Genomic DNA, 15,988 nt, shown 5'->3' with positions numbered 1-15,988 from the left:
GACCGAAGCCGGGCGAGCGGATTGCCACGCCGCGCCGAGGGAATCCGGGCGTCAGCCGGGGATGCGGCCGACGGCGAATCGGAACCAGTTGCTGAGCCGGTAGGCGCCTCTGCCGGTGCGGAACCGGGATGCGGCGGCCAGGACGACCGGGCGGAGGTCGGCGATGACACTCGGTTCCTCGCCGAAGAGCACGCCGCGGACCAGCGCCTCCTCGTCAAGGACCTCCCACGGCGTCTCCACTAGGCCCGCCGCGACGAGCTCCAGTCCGGCGATGGCGAGGAGCTCCTCGAGGCCGCCCGCCCGGCGCAGCTCGCCGTCCGGACGGAGGTCCTCCCCGTCCGCCTCCGCGACGGCCGCCTCCACGACCTCCAGGTCGTTGCGCGATCCCTCGGCCCAGTTCGCGATCCCGATCACCCCGGCGGGGACGGCCACCCGGCGGAACTCGGCGAGGGCGGCGAGCGGATCGTCGGCGAACTGGAGGGCGTTGACCGCGGTGACCGCGTCAAAGGAGGCATCCGGCCAGGGAAGGGCCTCGGCATTCCCAAGCCGGAGGCGGGCGTCGACGCCGACGCCGAGGCGCGCTCGCGCGACCGCCAGCATGCCCGGAGCCGGATCGGCGCCGGAGGCCTCGGCGCCCAGTGTGTGGAGCAGCTGCACGAACTCGCCGCTGCCGCAGCCCACGTCCAGGACGCGCAGTCCGGGTCGGATGTCCATGGCTGTGACGAGCGCCCGCTGAGCCGGCGCGGCCAGGTCGCCCCAGTATCGCGCCCAGTCGGCCGCCGCAGCGGACCAGAGCTCCGCCGCCGCATCGTCCATTGCGCCCATTCTCAGCCGTTCGGGGCCCAATCGCGGCACACTTTACGCTCGCTCGCGCCGCGACCCTTGCGTCGAGCACCTCTTCCCCGCGTAGTACTTGATCTGTTACAGTACTCGACATGATCGACCAGCAGGCGGAGGACCTCGGCGACGCGTTCGCCGCCGACCTGCTGCGCGGGCACACCGACACGATCGTGCTCGGCGTGCTGCGCCGGTCCGACAGCTACGGCTTCGAGATCTTCAAGACGATCCGTGAGGCCACGGGCGGCTCCTACGAGATCAAGGAGGCCACCCTCTACGCGAGCTATCGGCGCCTGACCAAGGACGGGCTCGTGGAGGCGTACTGGGGCGACGAGACCCAGGGCGGCCGCCGCAAGTACTACCGGATCACGGACGCCGGCCGCGAGGTGTACCGGCGCAACGTCGACGCGTGGATCGTCACGCGCGGCGTCATCGACTCCCTGCTCGACCTGGACGGTGGCCGCCGCCCGGCCGACGATTCCGGAAGGAACCCCTCATGACGCAGCATGGCCCCGCGCGCTCATCCATCGGCATCCACCGGATGCTCGACGACGCCTTCGCCGGGATGGAGATGACCCCGGACCTGCAGGACCTCAAGGAGGAGATCCGCGCGAACCTGGTGACCCGCGCCGAGGAGCTGGAGCGCTCCGGGGTGCCGGCCCGCGACGCGGCCGCACAGGCGATGGCGGAGCTCGGCGACATCCGCTCCGCGCTTGGCGACGGCGAGGCGGGCGGCGATGCGGCAGCGAGCACACGGCCGTCCCCCACCGTCCTCGAGGAGTGGGCGCGCAACCGGGTGCGGCCGAAGCCGGCCTTCGTGCTCCGCACGGTCCTGCTGTCGGCACTCGCGCTGATCGCGCTCCTCGTCGTGGTGCTCGACCTGTTCGCCGTCGTGGACACCTCGTCGGCGCTGCGCGGCGTCGCCCTTGCAGTGCTGGCGCTCGCCGCCGGGGCGCTCGTCACGGACGGCCTCCGGCAGGAGACGACGGGCAACTACCCGCTGCCCCTGCGCCGAGCCGCCGCCTTCGGCCTGGCCGCCGTCGTCCTGCTGATCGGCGTGGGCTGCGGCCTGATGTCGGTTCCCGGCTTCTCGGCGGGCTGGATTCTCGCCGGCGTCCTTGCGACGGTGCTCTCGATCGCGCTGCTCACCTACCTCGGCGTCACCCAGACGAACCGGCACAAGCCGTGGCGGGTGCACGCGGCCAGCAACACGCAGATCCCCGACCGGTTCACCGAGGACCCGGCCTCGGCCGCCCGGTTCGGGATGTACACCGTCGCGATCTGGGTCAGCGCCTTCGCCCTCTTCGTCGTCCTCAGCTTCACGATCGGCTGGGCGTGGTCGTGGCTCGCCCTCCTCGCCGGGTTCGTCGCCATGATGCTCGTCCTCGCCAACATGCTCTTCCCCGCCCGCAGACGCTCGGAGTAGCGCCCGCTCGGGCGCGACGGCCCGCCGCCGCGCCGCCTCTCCCGCATTCCCTCACCCCCGCCCGGAAGGACGTTTCCCATGCCCTCGTCCCCTTCGCCCGGCCTCGCCATCGAGGTCGACGCACTCACCAAGACCTACAAGGCCGGCCGGAAGCCGCCTGTCCACGCCCTGCGCGGCCTCACGTTCTCGGTCGCCGCCGGCGCGGTGTTCGGGATGCTCGGACCCAACGGCGCCGGCAAGTCGACCACCACGAAGATCCTCACCACGCTGTCCCGGCCGACGTCGGGCGAGGCGCGGGTGCTCGGGCTGTCGGTCGCCCGGGATGCGGCAGGCGTGCGTAGGCGCGTCGGCTATGTGTCGCAGGGCACCAGCACGGACCCCCTGCTCACGCCGACCGAGAACCTCGTGATGGCGGCCCGGCTGCGCGGAGCGACCACGACCGACTCGCGCACGCGTGCCGCAGCGCTGCTTGGGGAGTTCGGGCTCGCCGATGCGTCGGCCCGTCCCGTCGGCAAGCTCTCGGGCGGCATGCGGCGGCGGCTCGATGTCGCGGCGGCACTGACCCACCGGCCGCAGGTCCTCTTCCTGGACGAGCCGACCACCGGCCTCGACCCGGAGGCCCGCGCCGCGATGTGGGCGGAGATCCGCCGGCTGTCGGCGGAGGAGGCCCTCACGGTCGTCCTCACCACGCACTACATGGAGGAGGCCGACCGCCTCGCCGATGAGCTGATGATCGTCGACCGCGGCCAGAAGGTCGTCGCCGGCAGCTCCGCCGACCTCAAGGCGGCGCTGAACGGCGACACCCTCCGCGTCCAGCTGTTCGAGCCGCGCGCCGATGTGGTGCGGGCCGCCGCCGCGACCGTGCCCGGCCTGCGCGACGTCGTCGTCGAGGTGAACGGCACCACCGGCGAACTGGTCACGCGCTCCGACGACGCCTCGGCGGCGGTCGGCTCCGTGATCGCCGCCCTGGATGCCGCAGGCGTCGCCTTCGGCGCGGTCGCGGCGTCCCGCCCCACCCTCGACGACGTGTACCTGCACTACGTCGGCCACACCTTCGGGTCGGCCTCAGCAGAGGCCGCCACCTCCTCCCGGACGGACGCCGTCCTCGAGCACGCGCAAGGAGAAGCAGCATGACCGCCCTGTCCGCACCCCGCAGCCTCAGCCGCGCCTCCTGGAGCACTCAGGTCGCCCAGGTCGCGCGACGGTGGATCGTCGTCTCCTGGCGCCAGCCGTGGGGACTCTTCATCTCCCTGCTGCAGCCGATCGTCTGGATCGTCCTCTTCGGCCAGGTGTTCCGCTCGCTCGGCACGCTCCCCGGCTTCGGCGGCGACGGCTACATCGGCTACCTCGTCCCCGGGGTGCTCATGATGACGGTGCTCTACTCGGGCGCCTGGGCCGGCACCGGCTACATCGACGATATGAACTCCGGCGTGATGGACCAGCTGCTCAGCGCGCCGATCGGCCGGTCGTCGATCATCACCGGACAGCTGATCCAGCAGCTGCTGCTCAACCTCGTGCAGTCGGGCATCGTGCTCGTGATCGGCTGGCTGGCCGGCGCACGGTTCGACGGCGGAGTCGGCGGCATCCTGCTCGCCCTCGCCGCCGCGACTCTGCTCGCGGCGACGTTCTGCTGCCTCTCCGTCGCGGTGGCGCTCCTCGCGCGCAGCCAGGTGGCCCTGATCGGCATCTCGCAGGTGTTCGTCCTTCCGGCCACCTTCCTTTCCACGACGCTCATGCCGGCCGCCCTGCTGCCGGACTGGGTGCAGAGCGTGGCGACCGTCAATCCGCTGAACTGGGCCGTCGACATCGCCCGGACCGGCCTGGCCGGCACCGAGGATTGGGGAGCCGTCGGACTGCATGCGGTGCTGCTCACGGCGCTCGCCGCCCTGGCCCTGCTGTGGGCGGTGCGGTCGATCCGCAGCTACCAGCGGTCCGTCTAGCCCGCAGGGCTCGAGCGAAGGTCAGGAGCGGCGCAGCCGCACCAGCGGGATGCGCCGCTCCACCTTCGCCTGGTGCTCGAGGAAGAACGGGTAGGCCGCGGTGATCTCGGCCCATAGCCGGTCGTACTCGGCGCCGTCCAGGATCTCGGCCTCGCACTCGTAGGTCTCATCCGGAAGCTCGACCCGCACGGACGGCGTCACCTCGAGGTTCCGGTACCAGTGCGGATGCCGCCTCGCGCCTGTGTTGCTCGCGATCACGATCGGGACGCCGGCGTCCCGGTGGAACATCATCGGCGTCGTGCGCGGCTTCCCGCTGCTTCGGCCGGTGGTGGTGAGCAGCAGCAGGCGCTCACGGTGCATGCCGTCGACCTCGCCTCCGCTGCGGAACTGCTCGATCACGCGGCGGTTGATCTCCCTGAGGTCCATGCCGCCACTCTCCTCGCGACCGCCGACCTTGTCACCCCGGTCAGGGGCGGGGATGCCGCAGCTCGTGGAGAACGTGCCGACGGTCGTCGAGCGGGTTGTCCGGCTCGAGCTCGCCCTCTGCCACCTCTCGGAAGCCGGCACGCAGCAGGGTGCGGCGTGAGGCGACGTTGTCCGCGTGCACGGGGACGACGATCCGGTGCAGGTCGGGGAGTCCCACACCTCGGCGCAGGCCGCGCGGATCGCGGAGGACCCCACGCCCCTGCCGAGCACGGCCGGCTCGCCCACCAGGTAGTCGAGGCTCGCGTCGCCCGGCTCGACCGGCAGCACGGTCTCGAGCTCCCTCGTGTAGTCGGGCTCGCCGTCGAGCGGGTACCACTGCAGGAAGCCGACGGGAGCATCGTCCGCGAGCACGAGACGCAGGCGGGCCTGATCGCGTCCGTCGAGCGCCGGGCCGTACTGCCGCTCGAGCGCGTCGGGGTGCCCGTCGTCCGCCCACCATCGGGCGACGTGCGGGGCGGCGAGCCAGGCGGACATCAGGGGAAGTCGTCCCGCGTGAACGGGCGCAGAGCGACGGTCGTCACGCGGCACATGCTAGCCCCGGGTCGACGCCGCGGCTACCGGGAGCCGCGCGTCGGTGGCCATCGGTAGCGTGCGGGACATGGATGTTGTGCTGATTCCCGGCTTCTGGCTCGACGCGTCCTCGTGGGCGCAGGTCACTCCCGTGCTCGAGGAGGCGGGCCATACCGTGCACCCGCTCACGCTCCCCGGGCTCGAGTCCAAGGACGCCAACCGGAGCGAGATCGGCTTCGCCGACCACGTGTCCGCCGTGGTCGCCGCGATCGACGCGCTGCCTGGTGCGGTCGCCCTCGTCGGGCACTCCGGCGGCGGATCCATCGCCAGCGGGGCCGCCGACGCACGCCCCGATCGCGTCGCCCACGTCATCTACGTGGACTCCGGACCGATCAGCGAGGGTGGGGCGATCAACGACGGGCTCACCGCCGTCGACGGGGAGGTACCCCTGCCCGACTGGTCCGAGTTCGACGAGAGCGACCTCGCCGGCCTCACGGATGAGCTCCGGGACGAGTTCCGCGCCCGCGCGATTCCCGAGCCGGCCCGGGTCACCTCGGACCGCGCGCACCTCACCGATGAGCGCCGCTACCGCGTCCCGTCCACCGTCATCTCGTGCACGATGCCGCAGCAGGTGTTCGACCAGCTGATCGAGCAGGGCCACCCCTACGTGGCGGAGTTCGCGCGCATGGAGCGGCGCAGGATGGTCGAGCTGCCCACCGGGCACTGGCCGCAGTTCTCGCGCCCGCAGGAGCTCGGTGCGGCGATCGTCGCCGCGCTCGCCGACGCGCCCTGACACCTTCCGCCTTCGAGGATCAGCGACCGGGGACGCGGTTCCAGCTGACGATGACACGGCGGCCGTGCTCGAACCCGAGCACGCTGATCGCGGCGGTGTCGAGAGCCAGCAGGGCGCCGTCCTTCACCTCGAGCCCCAGCCACACGGCCGCGAGCGCGCGCAGGAAGTGGCCGTGCGAGAAGAGCAGCACCCGCTCGCCCGCGTCGAGCGGTGCCTGGACGCGGTCGCAGACGGCGCGCGCGCGCCGGTACACGTCCTCGTTGCTCTCGCCGCCCGGCACCCCGCTGCCCCAGATGGTCCAGGACTGGCCGCGCTGCTCGACGATCTCCTTGCTCGTGAGGCCCTCGTAAGCGCCGTAGTCCCATTCCTGCAGGTCGTCGTCCGTCTCGGCGTCCGGGAATCCGGCGAGGCGTGCGGTCTCACGCGCTCGGGAGAGCGGGCTCGTGAGGACCAGGCCGAACTGGAACCCGGACAGCACCTCGCCGACCAGCTGCGCCTTGTACTCGCCCGCCTGGTCGAGCGGGATGTCCGTGCGCCCGGTGTGCTGTCCCGTGCGGCTCCACTCGGTCTCCCCGTGGCGCACCAGCACAACTCGCGGGTCCTGCGGCCCGTGCCCGGTCTTGCTCGTGATCGCCACGTCGTCCCTTTCGTCGTGGTCCCAGTCTCGCCCGTCCCGGAGGCGGCGTTCGCCACACCGCCCCCGCCTCCCGTCGCGAACCGGCTGATACGGTGACGGCTTCGAGCGCGGCGCGGGGAGACATGACGACGACGATCGACCTCAGCGGCGAGGGGTGGCGCCTCCGGGGCGCCCTGCCGTCCGCGTGGGAACTGGACGACCTGGAGGAGATCCCGGGCGGCGGCGGAACCGGCTGGATCCCCGCCGGGGTGCCGGGCAGCGTGCAACAGGACCTGTGGTCCGCAGGACTGCTCGATGACCCCTACGCCGGACGCAACTCCCTCGGCGCGGAGTGGGCGACGCAGCGCGTCTGGGTCTACGAGCGGACCTTCGCTGGAAGCCCGGGCTGGCGGGGTGGATCCGTGCGCCTGCGCCTGGAGGGGATCGACTACCGCGCCCGCGTCCTGCTCAACGGCACGCTCCTGGGCGAGCACGAGAGCATGTTCACGCCCGCGCTCTTCGACGTCGCGGACGTCGTGCGCTGCGAGGGCGAGAACCGGCTGACGGTCGTCCTCGCTCCCGCTCCGGCGGAGCAGGATCAGCTCGGCCGGACCTCCCTCGTCCGGACTCGCAAGACGCGCATGGGCTACTGGTGGGACTTCGCGCCGCGGCTGGTGAGCCTCGGGCTGTGGGATTCGGTGCGGCTGGAGGTGAGCGGGACGGCGCGCATCGAGGACGTCGCGGTGCACCCGGTGCTCGCGGACGACCACGGCAACTGCGCTCTCACGATCGAAGTCACAGTGGCGGCGCTCGCGGCGGGCGATCATCGGGCGACCGTCGACATCCTTCGCGACGACGTCGTGGTCGCCTCCGCGCAGCAGGCGCTACGGCTTCACGCGGGCGAGTCGACGACCGCCGCGGTCGACCTGGAGATCGCGCGGCCCGACCTGTGGTGGCCGAACGGCATGGGCGAGCAGGCCATGTATCGCGCCGTGGTCCAGCTGGACTCCGGCGGCGGAGGATCCGAGGCGGTGGACGAGCGGACGGCCGACTTCGGCATCCGGAGCATCACGCTCGCCGCTAACGAGACCCTCGACCCCACCGCGCCTCCGTACACGTTCGTCCTCAACGGCCGCCGGGTCTACATCAACGGCTGGAACTGGGTGCCGATCGACTCCCTCTACGGCCCGTCGCGTCCCGAGAAGCTCGCGCATCTCCTCGAGCTGGCCGCCAGGGCTCACTGCAACCTGCTGCGCGTGAACGGCGTCGGGGTGATCGAGCGTGAGGACTTCTACGCGCACTGCGACCGCCTGGGCATCCTCGTGTGGCAGGAGTTCGTGGTCACGAGCAGCGCGACGGACCGCAAGCCCAGCGAGGACCCCGAGTACCTGAACGCGGTCGTCGCCGAGGCGACGGCGATCGTGCCGCGACGGCGGAACCATCCCTCGCTCGCGATCTGGTGCGCGGGGAACGAGCTCGAGAGCCTCGACAAGCTGCCGCTCGACGACAGCGAGCCGCTGATCGGCGCCCTCAAGTTGGTGGCGGAGCGCCTCGATCCGGACACGGTCTGGCTGCCGACGTCGGCCCGCGGGCGGAAGCCGTTCAACGGGCTGTCCTCGATCCGGCGCGACCCGGACGGCCTGCACGACGTGCACGGACCTTGGCTGTACGAGGGCCTGACCGAGCAGTACGAGCTCTACAACGCGGGCACCAGCCTCTTCCACAGCGAGCTGGGGGCGGAGGGGATCACGAACCCGGAGACGCTCCGGGCGGTGCTTCCCTGGGAGGAGCTGAGCCTCGAGCGGATGGACAGCCCGACCTGGCGGCACCTCAGCGCCTGGTGGGTGCGGCCCGAGGTGTGGGCGAGCTGGTTCGGCGACGTCTCCGATTTCGACCGCCTGGTCGCGCTGACGCAGTGGCTGCAGGCGGAGGGCGTCCGCTACGGCGTCGAGTCCAACCGCCGCCGGGCCTTCCGCAACAGCGGTTCCCTCCCGTGGCAGTTCAACGAGCCGTATCCGATGGTCGGTTCGACCGCGGCGGTCGACTACTACGGCCGCCCCAAGCCGCTCTACTACGCGGTCGCGTCGGCGTATCGGCCGCTCGCCCTCAGCGCCCGCTACGACACTCTCGCCTGGGGCGGCCGCGACGAGTTCGTCGCGGAGCTCTGGGTGGCGAGCGCGCTGCCGGAGCCGGTTCCCGGCGCCTCGGTGGTCGCCCGCGTGCGCGGAGCGACGGGGGAGATCCTCGTCGAGCAACGGCTTTCGGTCGATGTGGCCGCCGACGGACCCACGCGCCTCGGATCGATCGTCTGCCCGGTCGACCGGCTGGGCGGCGGCATGTTCTTCCTCGACCTGGAGCTCGAGGATGCCGGCAGCGGCGTTCGTGCGGCCCAGCGCCTCTGCTTCAGCGCGGCCCTCGACCTCGCCCCGCTCGCGCAGCTGGCGGAGACGTCGCTGAGCGTGGACGCGACGGCCGGCTCGGTCGCCATCGCCAATACCGGCGGCACTGCCGCGGTCGGCGTGCGCATCGCGGACGCCGCAGACGTGCGGCTCCTCCCCGCGCTCCTGGTCGACGACAGCGCCTTCACGCTGTTCCCGGGCGAGACCCGCACGGTGGCCCTGACCTGGACGGACCCGGCACGCTCGGCGGCGGGAGTCTCGGTCACCGCCCTGAACGCCCCCGAGGTCCTCGCCGTCCCGGAACGGTGAGGAGCGCGTCGGCTCCCGTCGCCTGAGCGCTGTAGGGGGAGCGCGTCGGCGACCGTCGCCCCACCCGCTGAGGTGGGGAAGCGCGTCGGCGACCGACGCCCCACCGCTGATTGAGGAGATCGCGCAGCGATCGTCTCGAAATCAGCAGCGGAGACGCCCGGCCTCCAGCCCTCCGGCGACCCGTCGGCGGCGCCCCTCCGAAGCCTGTTTCCCCTGACCCACCGCCGAATCCCTATGTCGGAGGGTGGTGGTTCACTACGTGCATGGAAGACGACGACGGCTGGTTTGGGCAGGCAGGATTGCCGCCCGACGACGGGTCGACGAACCTGTTCGTCGCCCTGGACCTGGTGTCGCAGGCGGCGGCGAACGCTGCCGCGGCGCGGTTCCGGCTGGTGGATGCGATCCGCCGCGAATGGGAGCGCACCCGGTCGGGTGAGGACGACCCAGCCCGGATGTCGTTCCGCAGTCTCCGGGCGGAGCTGGCCACCCGGCTGCTGGTGTCGGAGCGGACGATGGAGACCCTGCTGGGGGTGGGCCGGATCCTGGTCGAGGACTTCCCGGACACGCTCGCCTCCCTGGAGCGCGGCGAGGTGAGCGAACGCCACGCCCGGATCATCGTCGACACCGGCGCCGGGCTTGCCGCGGAGGATCGGGCGCTGTTCGAGGCTCGGGTGCTGCCGTGGGCGTTCCAGCTCACTCCGGCTCTCTTCCTGGTCAAGGCACGCACCATCCGGGAGCAGGTCGCTGCGGCGGACCTGGAGGCCAGGCACCGGGAGGCGGTGAAGGAGCGCAACGTGTGGGCCGAGCACGCCTCTGACGGGATGGCGACCCTGTTCGTCCACCTGCCCGCCGAGGAGGTCCACGCAGCCCTGAATCGGGTCGACATGATCGCCCGCACCCTCCGCGGCGAGGCGGGGGAGGAGCGGACGCTGGCGCAGCTGCGGGCGGACGTGACCCGGGACCTGCTGCTCGACCTGGGGACGGTGCTTCCGCCGGTGGAGGGGAGAAGGCGCTGAGGGAATCGACGCTGCACCGGGGCATCGTCCCGACCGTGCACGTGGTGGTCCCGGTGCTTTCCGTCATGGGCCTCACGGATGAGCCGGCGCATCTGGAGGGGTATGGGCCGATCGGCGCGGAGACCGCTCGCGGGTTGATGGGAGCGGCGAGCGGGTTCTACCGGATCCTCACCGACCCCGGGTCGGGATCCTGCTCCTACGGCAGGGATCGGTACGAGGTGCCGAAGAAGCTGCGGCGGGCCCTTCAGGTCCGGGACGGGACGTGCCGGTTCCCGGGGTGCAGCAGGAAGGCCCGGTTCTGCGACATCGACCACACTAAGGACTGGATCCTCGGCGGCGAGACCGCCGAGCGCAACCTCGCCTGCCTCTGCAAAGGCCACCACCTGCTGAAACACAAGACCGGGTGGCACGTCGCACAGGACCCCGACGGAACGGGGCGGATGACCTGGACCTCACCCGAGGGCAGGGAGCACACCACGTATCCGCAACTGCAGGAGGTCGGCAACGCGGTCGCGCAGACCCGGTGGCTGGACGCCACCCCCGCCCCGTTCTGAGTCGAGAACCGGCCTGATCTCGATACGCCGCCCCTGCGGGCGGCTCGTCGATCATCGGTCGCGCGGTCAGCGGCCGAGGATCGCCGCGATGCGGCGCCGAGCCTCGGCGCCTTCGGGGATCGGCAGCAGCGGGTAGTCGTGCAGCATGTTCGGCTTCTGCTCGAAGTCGAGCGGGTGGCCTTCCTCACGCGCCTTGCGGAGCAGTGCGACCGCGTCCGCGTGGGTGATGTCGTGGGTCCCGGTGAAGACCGTGATCCGCCCGACGCCCGCGAGCGAGCCGAACAGCGGGCTCACCAGCGGGTCCTCGATCGGCAGGTCACCCCGCCATAGCTCCGCCGCGGCGCGTGGACCGGGAACGGCGAGCCACGGATCATAGGGCTGGATCCGCGCGATCAGCGGATCGGTGAAGCGCAGGTCGAGAGCGGGCGCGATGAGGACGACGTCGCGGGGAGCGGGGATGCCGCGATCGCGGAGCAGCATCGCGGCCGCGAGGGCGATGGTGCCGCCCGCCGAGTCACCCAGCAGCGTGACCGAGCCTGCCCCAACCTCGCCGACGAGGGCGGTGGTGAGGTCCGCGACGACCGGCACCACCTCGCCCGCGGTGCCGAGCGGCACCAGGGGGTAGATGGGCACCGTGAACTCGGTTCCGGTCCTCGCCGCGAGCTCAGCCATCAGCCACCAGTGGAACGGCGAGATCTCGTGCACCCAGGCGCCGCCATGGGCGTAGACGGCGTGGCCACGCCCGCGGCCCCTCCTGGGTGTGAGCGTGTACACCGGCCACGGTGTGTCGGTGCGGAGGGTGACGTCGACGGTGCGGCGGATGCTCCGCGGGGAGTGTGCGACTCCGGGTGGGCGACGTGCTTCTCGGCGAGTGCGAGCGTCCGGGCCGCCGACGAGAACTCCCGCTGATACCCGAGGAGGGTGACCGCCGGCGGCACGAAGGCGGACAGGAGGCTGCGCCGGGTTCTCGTCACCCGCTCATCGTGCTGGGTGTCGCCTGTGGGCCCGCTGATGCGTGCGGTCGACAGCAGCCCGGATCAGAGCGTGGCGGCCAGCGCCTTCGCCGCGCGCCGCTCGATCGCGCGGCGGCGTCCCCACCGCACGACCAGGATCGCCACGACCGCCAGTCCGGCCAGGGCGACGAGCACGAGCACGGGCAGCAGGATCGCGGCGACGACCAGCGCCACGCTGGTGACGTCCTCCGCCACGCTGAGCACGGGAGCCCCGATGCCGGCGAGCGCGGCGTTGGCTGCGGCGCGGGTGCCCGCTTTCAGCAGGTGGACCACGAGGGCGACCGCGACGCCCACCGCAACCGGCACCCAGCTCCCTGAGGTGAAGAACGCACCGGGATCCTGGATCGCCGCCGTCTGCGCCGAGGTGCCCGAACCGAACACGATGCCGCCTGCGGCGGGGCGAACGACCGTCTGGACGATGTCGTTGATGTTGTCGACCGCCGGGATCTTGTCGGCGATGAACTCGAGCAGGAGGAGGACGGCGAGCACGCTCATGACCCAGCCGTTCTCGAGCCAGGCCCATCCGGAGGAGGGTGACCAGGTCCGTGAACCGCGACAGCAGGGCGAGCGCCAGCATGGGGATGTACGCGTTCAGGCCGGCGGCCGCGGCCAGTCCTGTGCCGGCGAGCGCTTCCAACATCCCTGTCTCCTCCGCTGATCGAGCGGGCCCTGCCGTGAGGCTACCGGTCGGCGGGCTCAGCCACGAGCGAGAGCGGAGAGCAGAGGCGGAACCGCCGGCAGCACATCCTCGAGGGACACCGCTGTCGAGGAGGACTGAACCGTCATCCAGTTGCCGCCGGCGAACACGTGCAGCACCTCGGAGTCTCTCCATTCGGAGGACGTGGCGACGACGAAGGCTGCGTCTGCGCCGGGGACCGAGATCGACTGCGCCCCAGGGAGCGCCTCGATCCGAGCCCGCACCCATCCGCCGGCGGGAAGCAGCTGGACCGCGAAATCCAGAGGTCCGCGTGTCGCCGGTTCGTCCGAGCTCCACCAGCAGTTCGTGACCCCCGCGGCCTTCGCCGCCGCGTAGGCGCCCGGGCCGGCCTCGCCCGGGTAGTCGCCGCGATCGACGTGCAGCTGGGGATCGCCCAGTGCGGCAGGGAGGCCCGCCGCATCCGAGAGCGCTGCGCAGTCGACGGCTCCGGCCCACCGGCCCGGAACCGCGCCCGGCGGAACGGGAGCCGGCTGTCGAGCCGCGCTCGAGGCGAAAGCGGAGGTGAGCGCTGCGACGGCGGAGCTGGACTCGTCCTCGGCGGCGGACGGATATACGACGCCGGCCAGCCACAGCCCGTTCGACGCCGTGCCGAACGCGCACGGCCCGTAGCAGCTGACCTGGTTCAGCTCCTGCTCGCTCCCCGCGGACGCGGGAAGGACGGTGAACCAGCTCCGCACCGATGGGTCGTCCACCTGAGCCCACGAGCAGTGGATGCCGCCCAGCTGCTCGACCGCCAGGATCTGCGGAAGAACAACCTGGGCCGGGTCCACCGCCGAGAACGGAGCCCCCAGAGCCTCGCTCACCTCCTCATCGGTGAACACGCTGGCGCAGTCCCCACCGAAGACGGCAGGCGGAGCCGAGGCCACGGTCGGAGTGGGCGTCGGAGTCGGAGTCGGCGTGGCCGCGACCGCGGGCGCTTCGCTGGCCGCCGGCGTCGCCTGAGGTGCCTCCGAACAGCCGGCGAGGAACGCCGATGCGACCAGCGCAGGGGCGAGGAGCAGGCGGGAGGGAGGGCGCATATCGGGAGCTTCCAGTGCTGGAAGCCGAGCCGACGGGAGACGCGCGGACGGTGCCGACAAATCGGTCGGCATCCCGCGTCGCGAGCACCGTCTTGCCATACCTAGCAGTGCAATGCATAATGGCGAAAGGCAAGGAGGTTGTCATGGACAAGGACCTGGTGGCCGCGATGGCGTCGCCGCTCGTGCTGGCGATCCTCGCGGAGGGGCAGAGCTACGGCTACGCGATCCTCAAGCGCGTGAAGGAGCTCTCGGACAGCGAACTCGAGTGGACGGACGGCATGCTCTACCCGCTGCTCCACCGGCTCGAGCGGCTCGGGCACGTGCGGGCGGAGTGGGGGCGTCCGATCAAGGACGCAAGCGGCGCTACTACGCCATAACGGACTCGGGGCTGGCCCAGCTCGCGGATCAGCGCCGGCAGTGGGAGACCGCCACGCGGACGCTGGGCGGGCTGTGGGGCCTCACCATGCCGGGCACCGGAGCGGTGGCGGGAGCATGAGCATGGCGACTCTCGACACCGACATCGCCGACTGGCGCGCCGCGGTCAGCCGCGGCAGGGCCGTCGCCCCGGCAGATGCGGACGAGCTCGAGCACCACCTCCGGGACCAGATCGCCGAGCTGGTGGACGCAGGCCTGACCGAGGACGAGGCGTTCCTCGTGGCGGTCAAGCGCCTCGGCAAGGTCGACGTCCTGACCGCCGAGTTCGCTCGGGAGCACAGCGAGCGGCTGTGGAAGCAGCTCGTGCTCGACCACGCGGAGGAGACGGGCGGCTGGCGCCGGTCGCCCCTGCTGGCCGCCGGGTTCGCGGCCGTCGCCGCCGTGCTCATCCAGGTGGCCCGGGTCGCGGCGGGCGTGCCCGAGACCGACGCGCCCTGGTTCCTCCGCGACGTCAGCCTGTTCGTGCTGCCCGTGCTGGCTGCGTATTTCGTCGCCTCGCGCGGCATCCGCGCCCGGTGGGCGGTCGGCCTGGGAGTGGTCATCGCGCTGCTCGCCGTCGCGGTCGGCGTCTTCCCCTTCCCGGACGGCTCCGCCACCGGCGTGCTCGTGGCCGTGCACCTGCCGGTCGTGCTCTGGTTCGTGGCCGGAGCCGCGTATGTCGCAGGGGACTGGCGTTCGTCCGCGCGGCGGATGGACTTCATCCGCTTCACCGGCGAATGGGCCATCTACTACGTGCTCATCGCGCTCGGCGGCGGTGTGCTGGTGGGGCTCACCGGGCTCGTGCTGGCACCGATCGCCCCGGCGTCCGTCGAGGACGTGGCCCTCTGGGTGGTGCCGTCGGGTGCCGCGGGCGCCGTTCTCGTCGCGGCGTGGCTCGTCGAGGCGAAGAAGAGCGTCATCGAGAACATCGCGCCGGTCCTCACCGCGATCTTCACGCCCTTGTTCGCCGTCATGCTCCTGGTGGCGGTGGGCGTCTATGCCGCCGGGGGAATCGGACGCGACTTCGACCGTGATCTCCTGACGGTGTTCGACGCCCTGCTGCTCGTGGTCCTCGGACTCGTGCTGTACGGCCTCTCCGCACGCGAGCCGGCCCAGCGCGCCGGCGTGCTGGACGGCGTCCGGTTCGCCGCCATCGCCGCCGCGCTCGTGCTCGACGTGCTCGTCCTCGGCTCGATGCTGTCGCGGATCGGCGAGTTCGGCTTCACCGCCAACCGGATGGCCGCGCTCGGCCTCAACCTGCTGCTGGTGGCGAACCTCGGCGTCACCGCGTGGCGTTCGGTGCGGATGCTCTTCGGGAGCGAGACCGCCGACCGCCTGGAGCGGTGGCAGACCGGCTACCTGCCCGTGTTCGGCGTCTGGGCGGCGATCGTGGTGCTCGTGCTGCCTCCCGTCTTCCTGTTCGCCTGAGGACCGGCCGGCGGGCCTGCGCGGAACGGGACAGCACGTCGGCTTCCGCTGTCGGGGCGCCGCCCTAGGGTTGGCGCATGCGTGAGCTCATCGCCCGGTTCGACGTCACCGCCTTCGACGCGAGCACCGTGCCCGGCGTGGAAGGCGGATGGGCGGCCGCGAGCCTGCTGCGCAAGACGTTCACCGAGGGGATCCTCGGCGAGAGCGTCGTCTACTTCCTCTATTCCGGGGACGAGGCGAACCGCGGCTACCTCGCGGCCGAGCACATCACCGCGGCCATGCCCGGCGGCGAGCCAGGCACCGTGACGGTGCACCACTGGGGCACGCAGTTCGGCGAGGAGTCCACCTGGGGCGGGGTCATCATCACCGGGACCGGCACCGGACCCTTCGCGGGCTGGTCGGGAGCGGCGCCCATCGAGCACGACGAGCGGGGTCCGTTCTTCCGCTTCACGCTCGACTGAGGGGCACGGGGCTCGACGACTGACCGGACCCGCGCCGAGAATCAAGGGG

At 71.9% G+C, this 15,988-nt stretch carries 18 protein-coding genes; 12 read left to right on the top strand and 6 right to left on the bottom strand.

From position 1 onward, the window contains the following. Positions 1–51: 51 nt before the first annotated feature. Complete coding sequence (locus tag QUE51_RS01290; protein ID WP_286277825.1) at positions 52–816, bottom strand: class I SAM-dependent methyltransferase; 765 nt, start codon at positions 814–816, stop codon at positions 52–54. A 119-nt stretch (positions 817–935) separates the two neighbouring features. On the opposite strand from QUE51_RS01290, the gene QUE51_RS01285 reads away from it, so the two are divergent. The 4 genes from QUE51_RS01285 (at position 936) to QUE51_RS01270 (ending at position 4,203) form a co-directional block, all read left to right on the top strand. Further along, positions 936–1,337, top strand: coding sequence for a PadR family transcriptional regulator (locus QUE51_RS01285; RefSeq protein ID WP_286277824.1), 402 nt, complete (start codon positions 936–938; stop codon positions 1,335–1,337). Next, positions 1,334–2,263 carry a permease prefix domain 1-containing protein gene (locus tag QUE51_RS01280; protein ID WP_286277823.1) on the top strand — a complete coding sequence of 310 codons (930 nt, stop codon included), beginning with the start codon at positions 1,334–1,336 and terminating at the stop codon, positions 2,261–2,263. The genes QUE51_RS01285 and QUE51_RS01280 overlap by 4 nt, the downstream gene beginning before the upstream one ends. Before the next feature lie 78 nt (positions 2,264–2,341). Next, complete coding sequence (locus QUE51_RS01275) at positions 2,342–3,397, top strand: ABC transporter ATP-binding protein (protein ID WP_286277822.1); 1,056 nt, start codon at positions 2,342–2,344, stop codon at positions 3,395–3,397. Then, entirely contained in the window at positions 3,394–4,203 is an 810-nt protein-coding gene (locus QUE51_RS01270) for an ABC transporter permease (protein WP_286277821.1), read from the top strand. The genes QUE51_RS01275 and QUE51_RS01270 overlap by 4 nt, the downstream gene beginning before the upstream one ends. A gap of 21 nt (positions 4,204–4,224) precedes the next feature. On the opposite strand, the gene QUE51_RS01265 is transcribed toward QUE51_RS01270, so the two are convergent. Beyond that, positions 4,225–5,163: a nitroreductase/quinone reductase family protein gene (locus tag QUE51_RS01265; protein ID WP_286277820.1), complete on the bottom strand. Its 939-nt coding sequence runs from the start codon at positions 5,161–5,163 to the stop codon at positions 4,225–4,227. A 124-nt stretch (positions 5,164–5,287) separates the two neighbouring features. Here QUE51_RS01265 and QUE51_RS01260 point away from each other — a divergent pair, with 124 nt between their 5' ends. Further along, entirely contained in the window at positions 5,288–5,992 is a 705-nt protein-coding gene (locus QUE51_RS01260; RefSeq protein ID WP_286277819.1) for an alpha/beta fold hydrolase, read from the top strand. Positions 5,993–6,011: 19 nt separating this feature from the next. On the opposite strand, the gene QUE51_RS01255 is transcribed toward QUE51_RS01260, so the two are convergent. Next, positions 6,012–6,629, bottom strand: a complete 618-nt coding sequence (locus QUE51_RS01255) for a histidine phosphatase family protein (protein WP_286277818.1) — start codon at positions 6,627–6,629, stop codon at positions 6,012–6,014. A 92-nt stretch (positions 6,630–6,721) separates the two neighbouring features. On the opposite strand from QUE51_RS01255, the gene QUE51_RS01250 reads away from it, so the two are divergent. The 3 genes from QUE51_RS01250 to QUE51_RS01240 all read left to right on the top strand — a co-directional run bounded on the left by QUE51_RS01250 (position 6,722) and on the right by QUE51_RS01240 (position 10,886). Further along, positions 6,722–9,316, top strand: a complete 2,595-nt coding sequence (locus tag QUE51_RS01250) for a glycoside hydrolase family 2 protein (protein WP_286277817.1) — start codon at positions 6,722–6,724, stop codon at positions 9,314–9,316. 263 nt (positions 9,317–9,579) lie between these two features. Beyond that, positions 9,580–10,332, top strand: a complete 753-nt coding sequence (locus QUE51_RS01245) for a DUF222 domain-containing protein (protein WP_286277816.1) — start codon at positions 9,580–9,582, stop codon at positions 10,330–10,332. A 53-nt stretch (positions 10,333–10,385) separates the two neighbouring features. Beyond that, complete coding sequence (locus QUE51_RS01240) at positions 10,386–10,886, top strand: HNH endonuclease signature motif containing protein (RefSeq protein ID WP_286277814.1); 501 nt, start codon at positions 10,386–10,388, stop codon at positions 10,884–10,886. A gap of 66 nt (positions 10,887–10,952) precedes the next feature. On the opposite strand, the gene QUE51_RS01235 is transcribed toward QUE51_RS01240, so the two are convergent. From QUE51_RS01235 to QUE51_RS01225, 3 genes are all read right to left on the bottom strand, one after another. Continuing rightward, on the bottom strand, positions 10,953–11,660 hold the full coding sequence (locus tag QUE51_RS01235) for an alpha/beta hydrolase fold domain-containing protein (protein WP_286277813.1): 708 nt from the start codon (positions 11,658–11,660) through the stop codon (positions 10,953–10,955). A gap of 263 nt (positions 11,661–11,923) precedes the next feature. Further along, positions 11,924–12,394 (bottom strand): DUF4126 domain-containing protein, encoded by a 471-nt coding sequence (locus QUE51_RS01230; RefSeq protein WP_350226697.1) that lies wholly within the window; start codon positions 12,392–12,394, stop codon positions 11,924–11,926. 201 nt (positions 12,395–12,595) lie between these two features. Further along, positions 12,596–13,420, bottom strand: coding sequence for a hypothetical protein (locus QUE51_RS01225; RefSeq protein ID WP_286277812.1), 825 nt, complete (start codon positions 13,418–13,420; stop codon positions 12,596–12,598). A 10-nt stretch (positions 13,421–13,430) separates the two neighbouring features. Between QUE51_RS01225 and QUE51_RS01220 the strand changes: the two genes are divergently transcribed. From QUE51_RS01220 to QUE51_RS01205, 4 genes are all read left to right on the top strand, one after another. Then, the gene (locus QUE51_RS01220) at positions 13,431–13,559 is read left to right on the top strand and encodes a hypothetical protein (protein WP_286277811.1); all 129 of its coding nucleotides are present in this window, start codon (positions 13,431–13,433) and stop codon (positions 13,557–13,559) included. 220 nt (positions 13,560–13,779) lie between these two features. Further along, positions 13,780–14,013, top strand: a complete 234-nt coding sequence (locus tag QUE51_RS01215; protein WP_286277810.1) for a PadR family transcriptional regulator — start codon at positions 13,780–13,782, stop codon at positions 14,011–14,013. A 121-nt stretch (positions 14,014–14,134) separates the two neighbouring features. After that, complete coding sequence (locus QUE51_RS01210) at positions 14,135–15,478, top strand: permease prefix domain 1-containing protein (RefSeq protein WP_286277809.1); 1,344 nt, start codon at positions 14,135–14,137, stop codon at positions 15,476–15,478. A gap of 77 nt (positions 15,479–15,555) precedes the next feature. Further along, positions 15,556–15,939, top strand: coding sequence for a DUF3224 domain-containing protein (locus tag QUE51_RS01205; RefSeq protein ID WP_286277808.1), 384 nt, complete (start codon positions 15,556–15,558; stop codon positions 15,937–15,939). Positions 15,940–15,988 lie beyond the last annotated feature (49 nt).

This window comes from Naasia aerilata, from assembly GCF_030296595.1.
Classification (GTDB): Bacteria; Actinomycetota; Actinomycetes; order Actinomycetales; family Microbacteriaceae; genus Naasia; species Naasia aerilata.
Note: the sequence above shows the minus strand (reverse complement) of the source record. Positions and strands in the feature narration are given on the sequence as shown.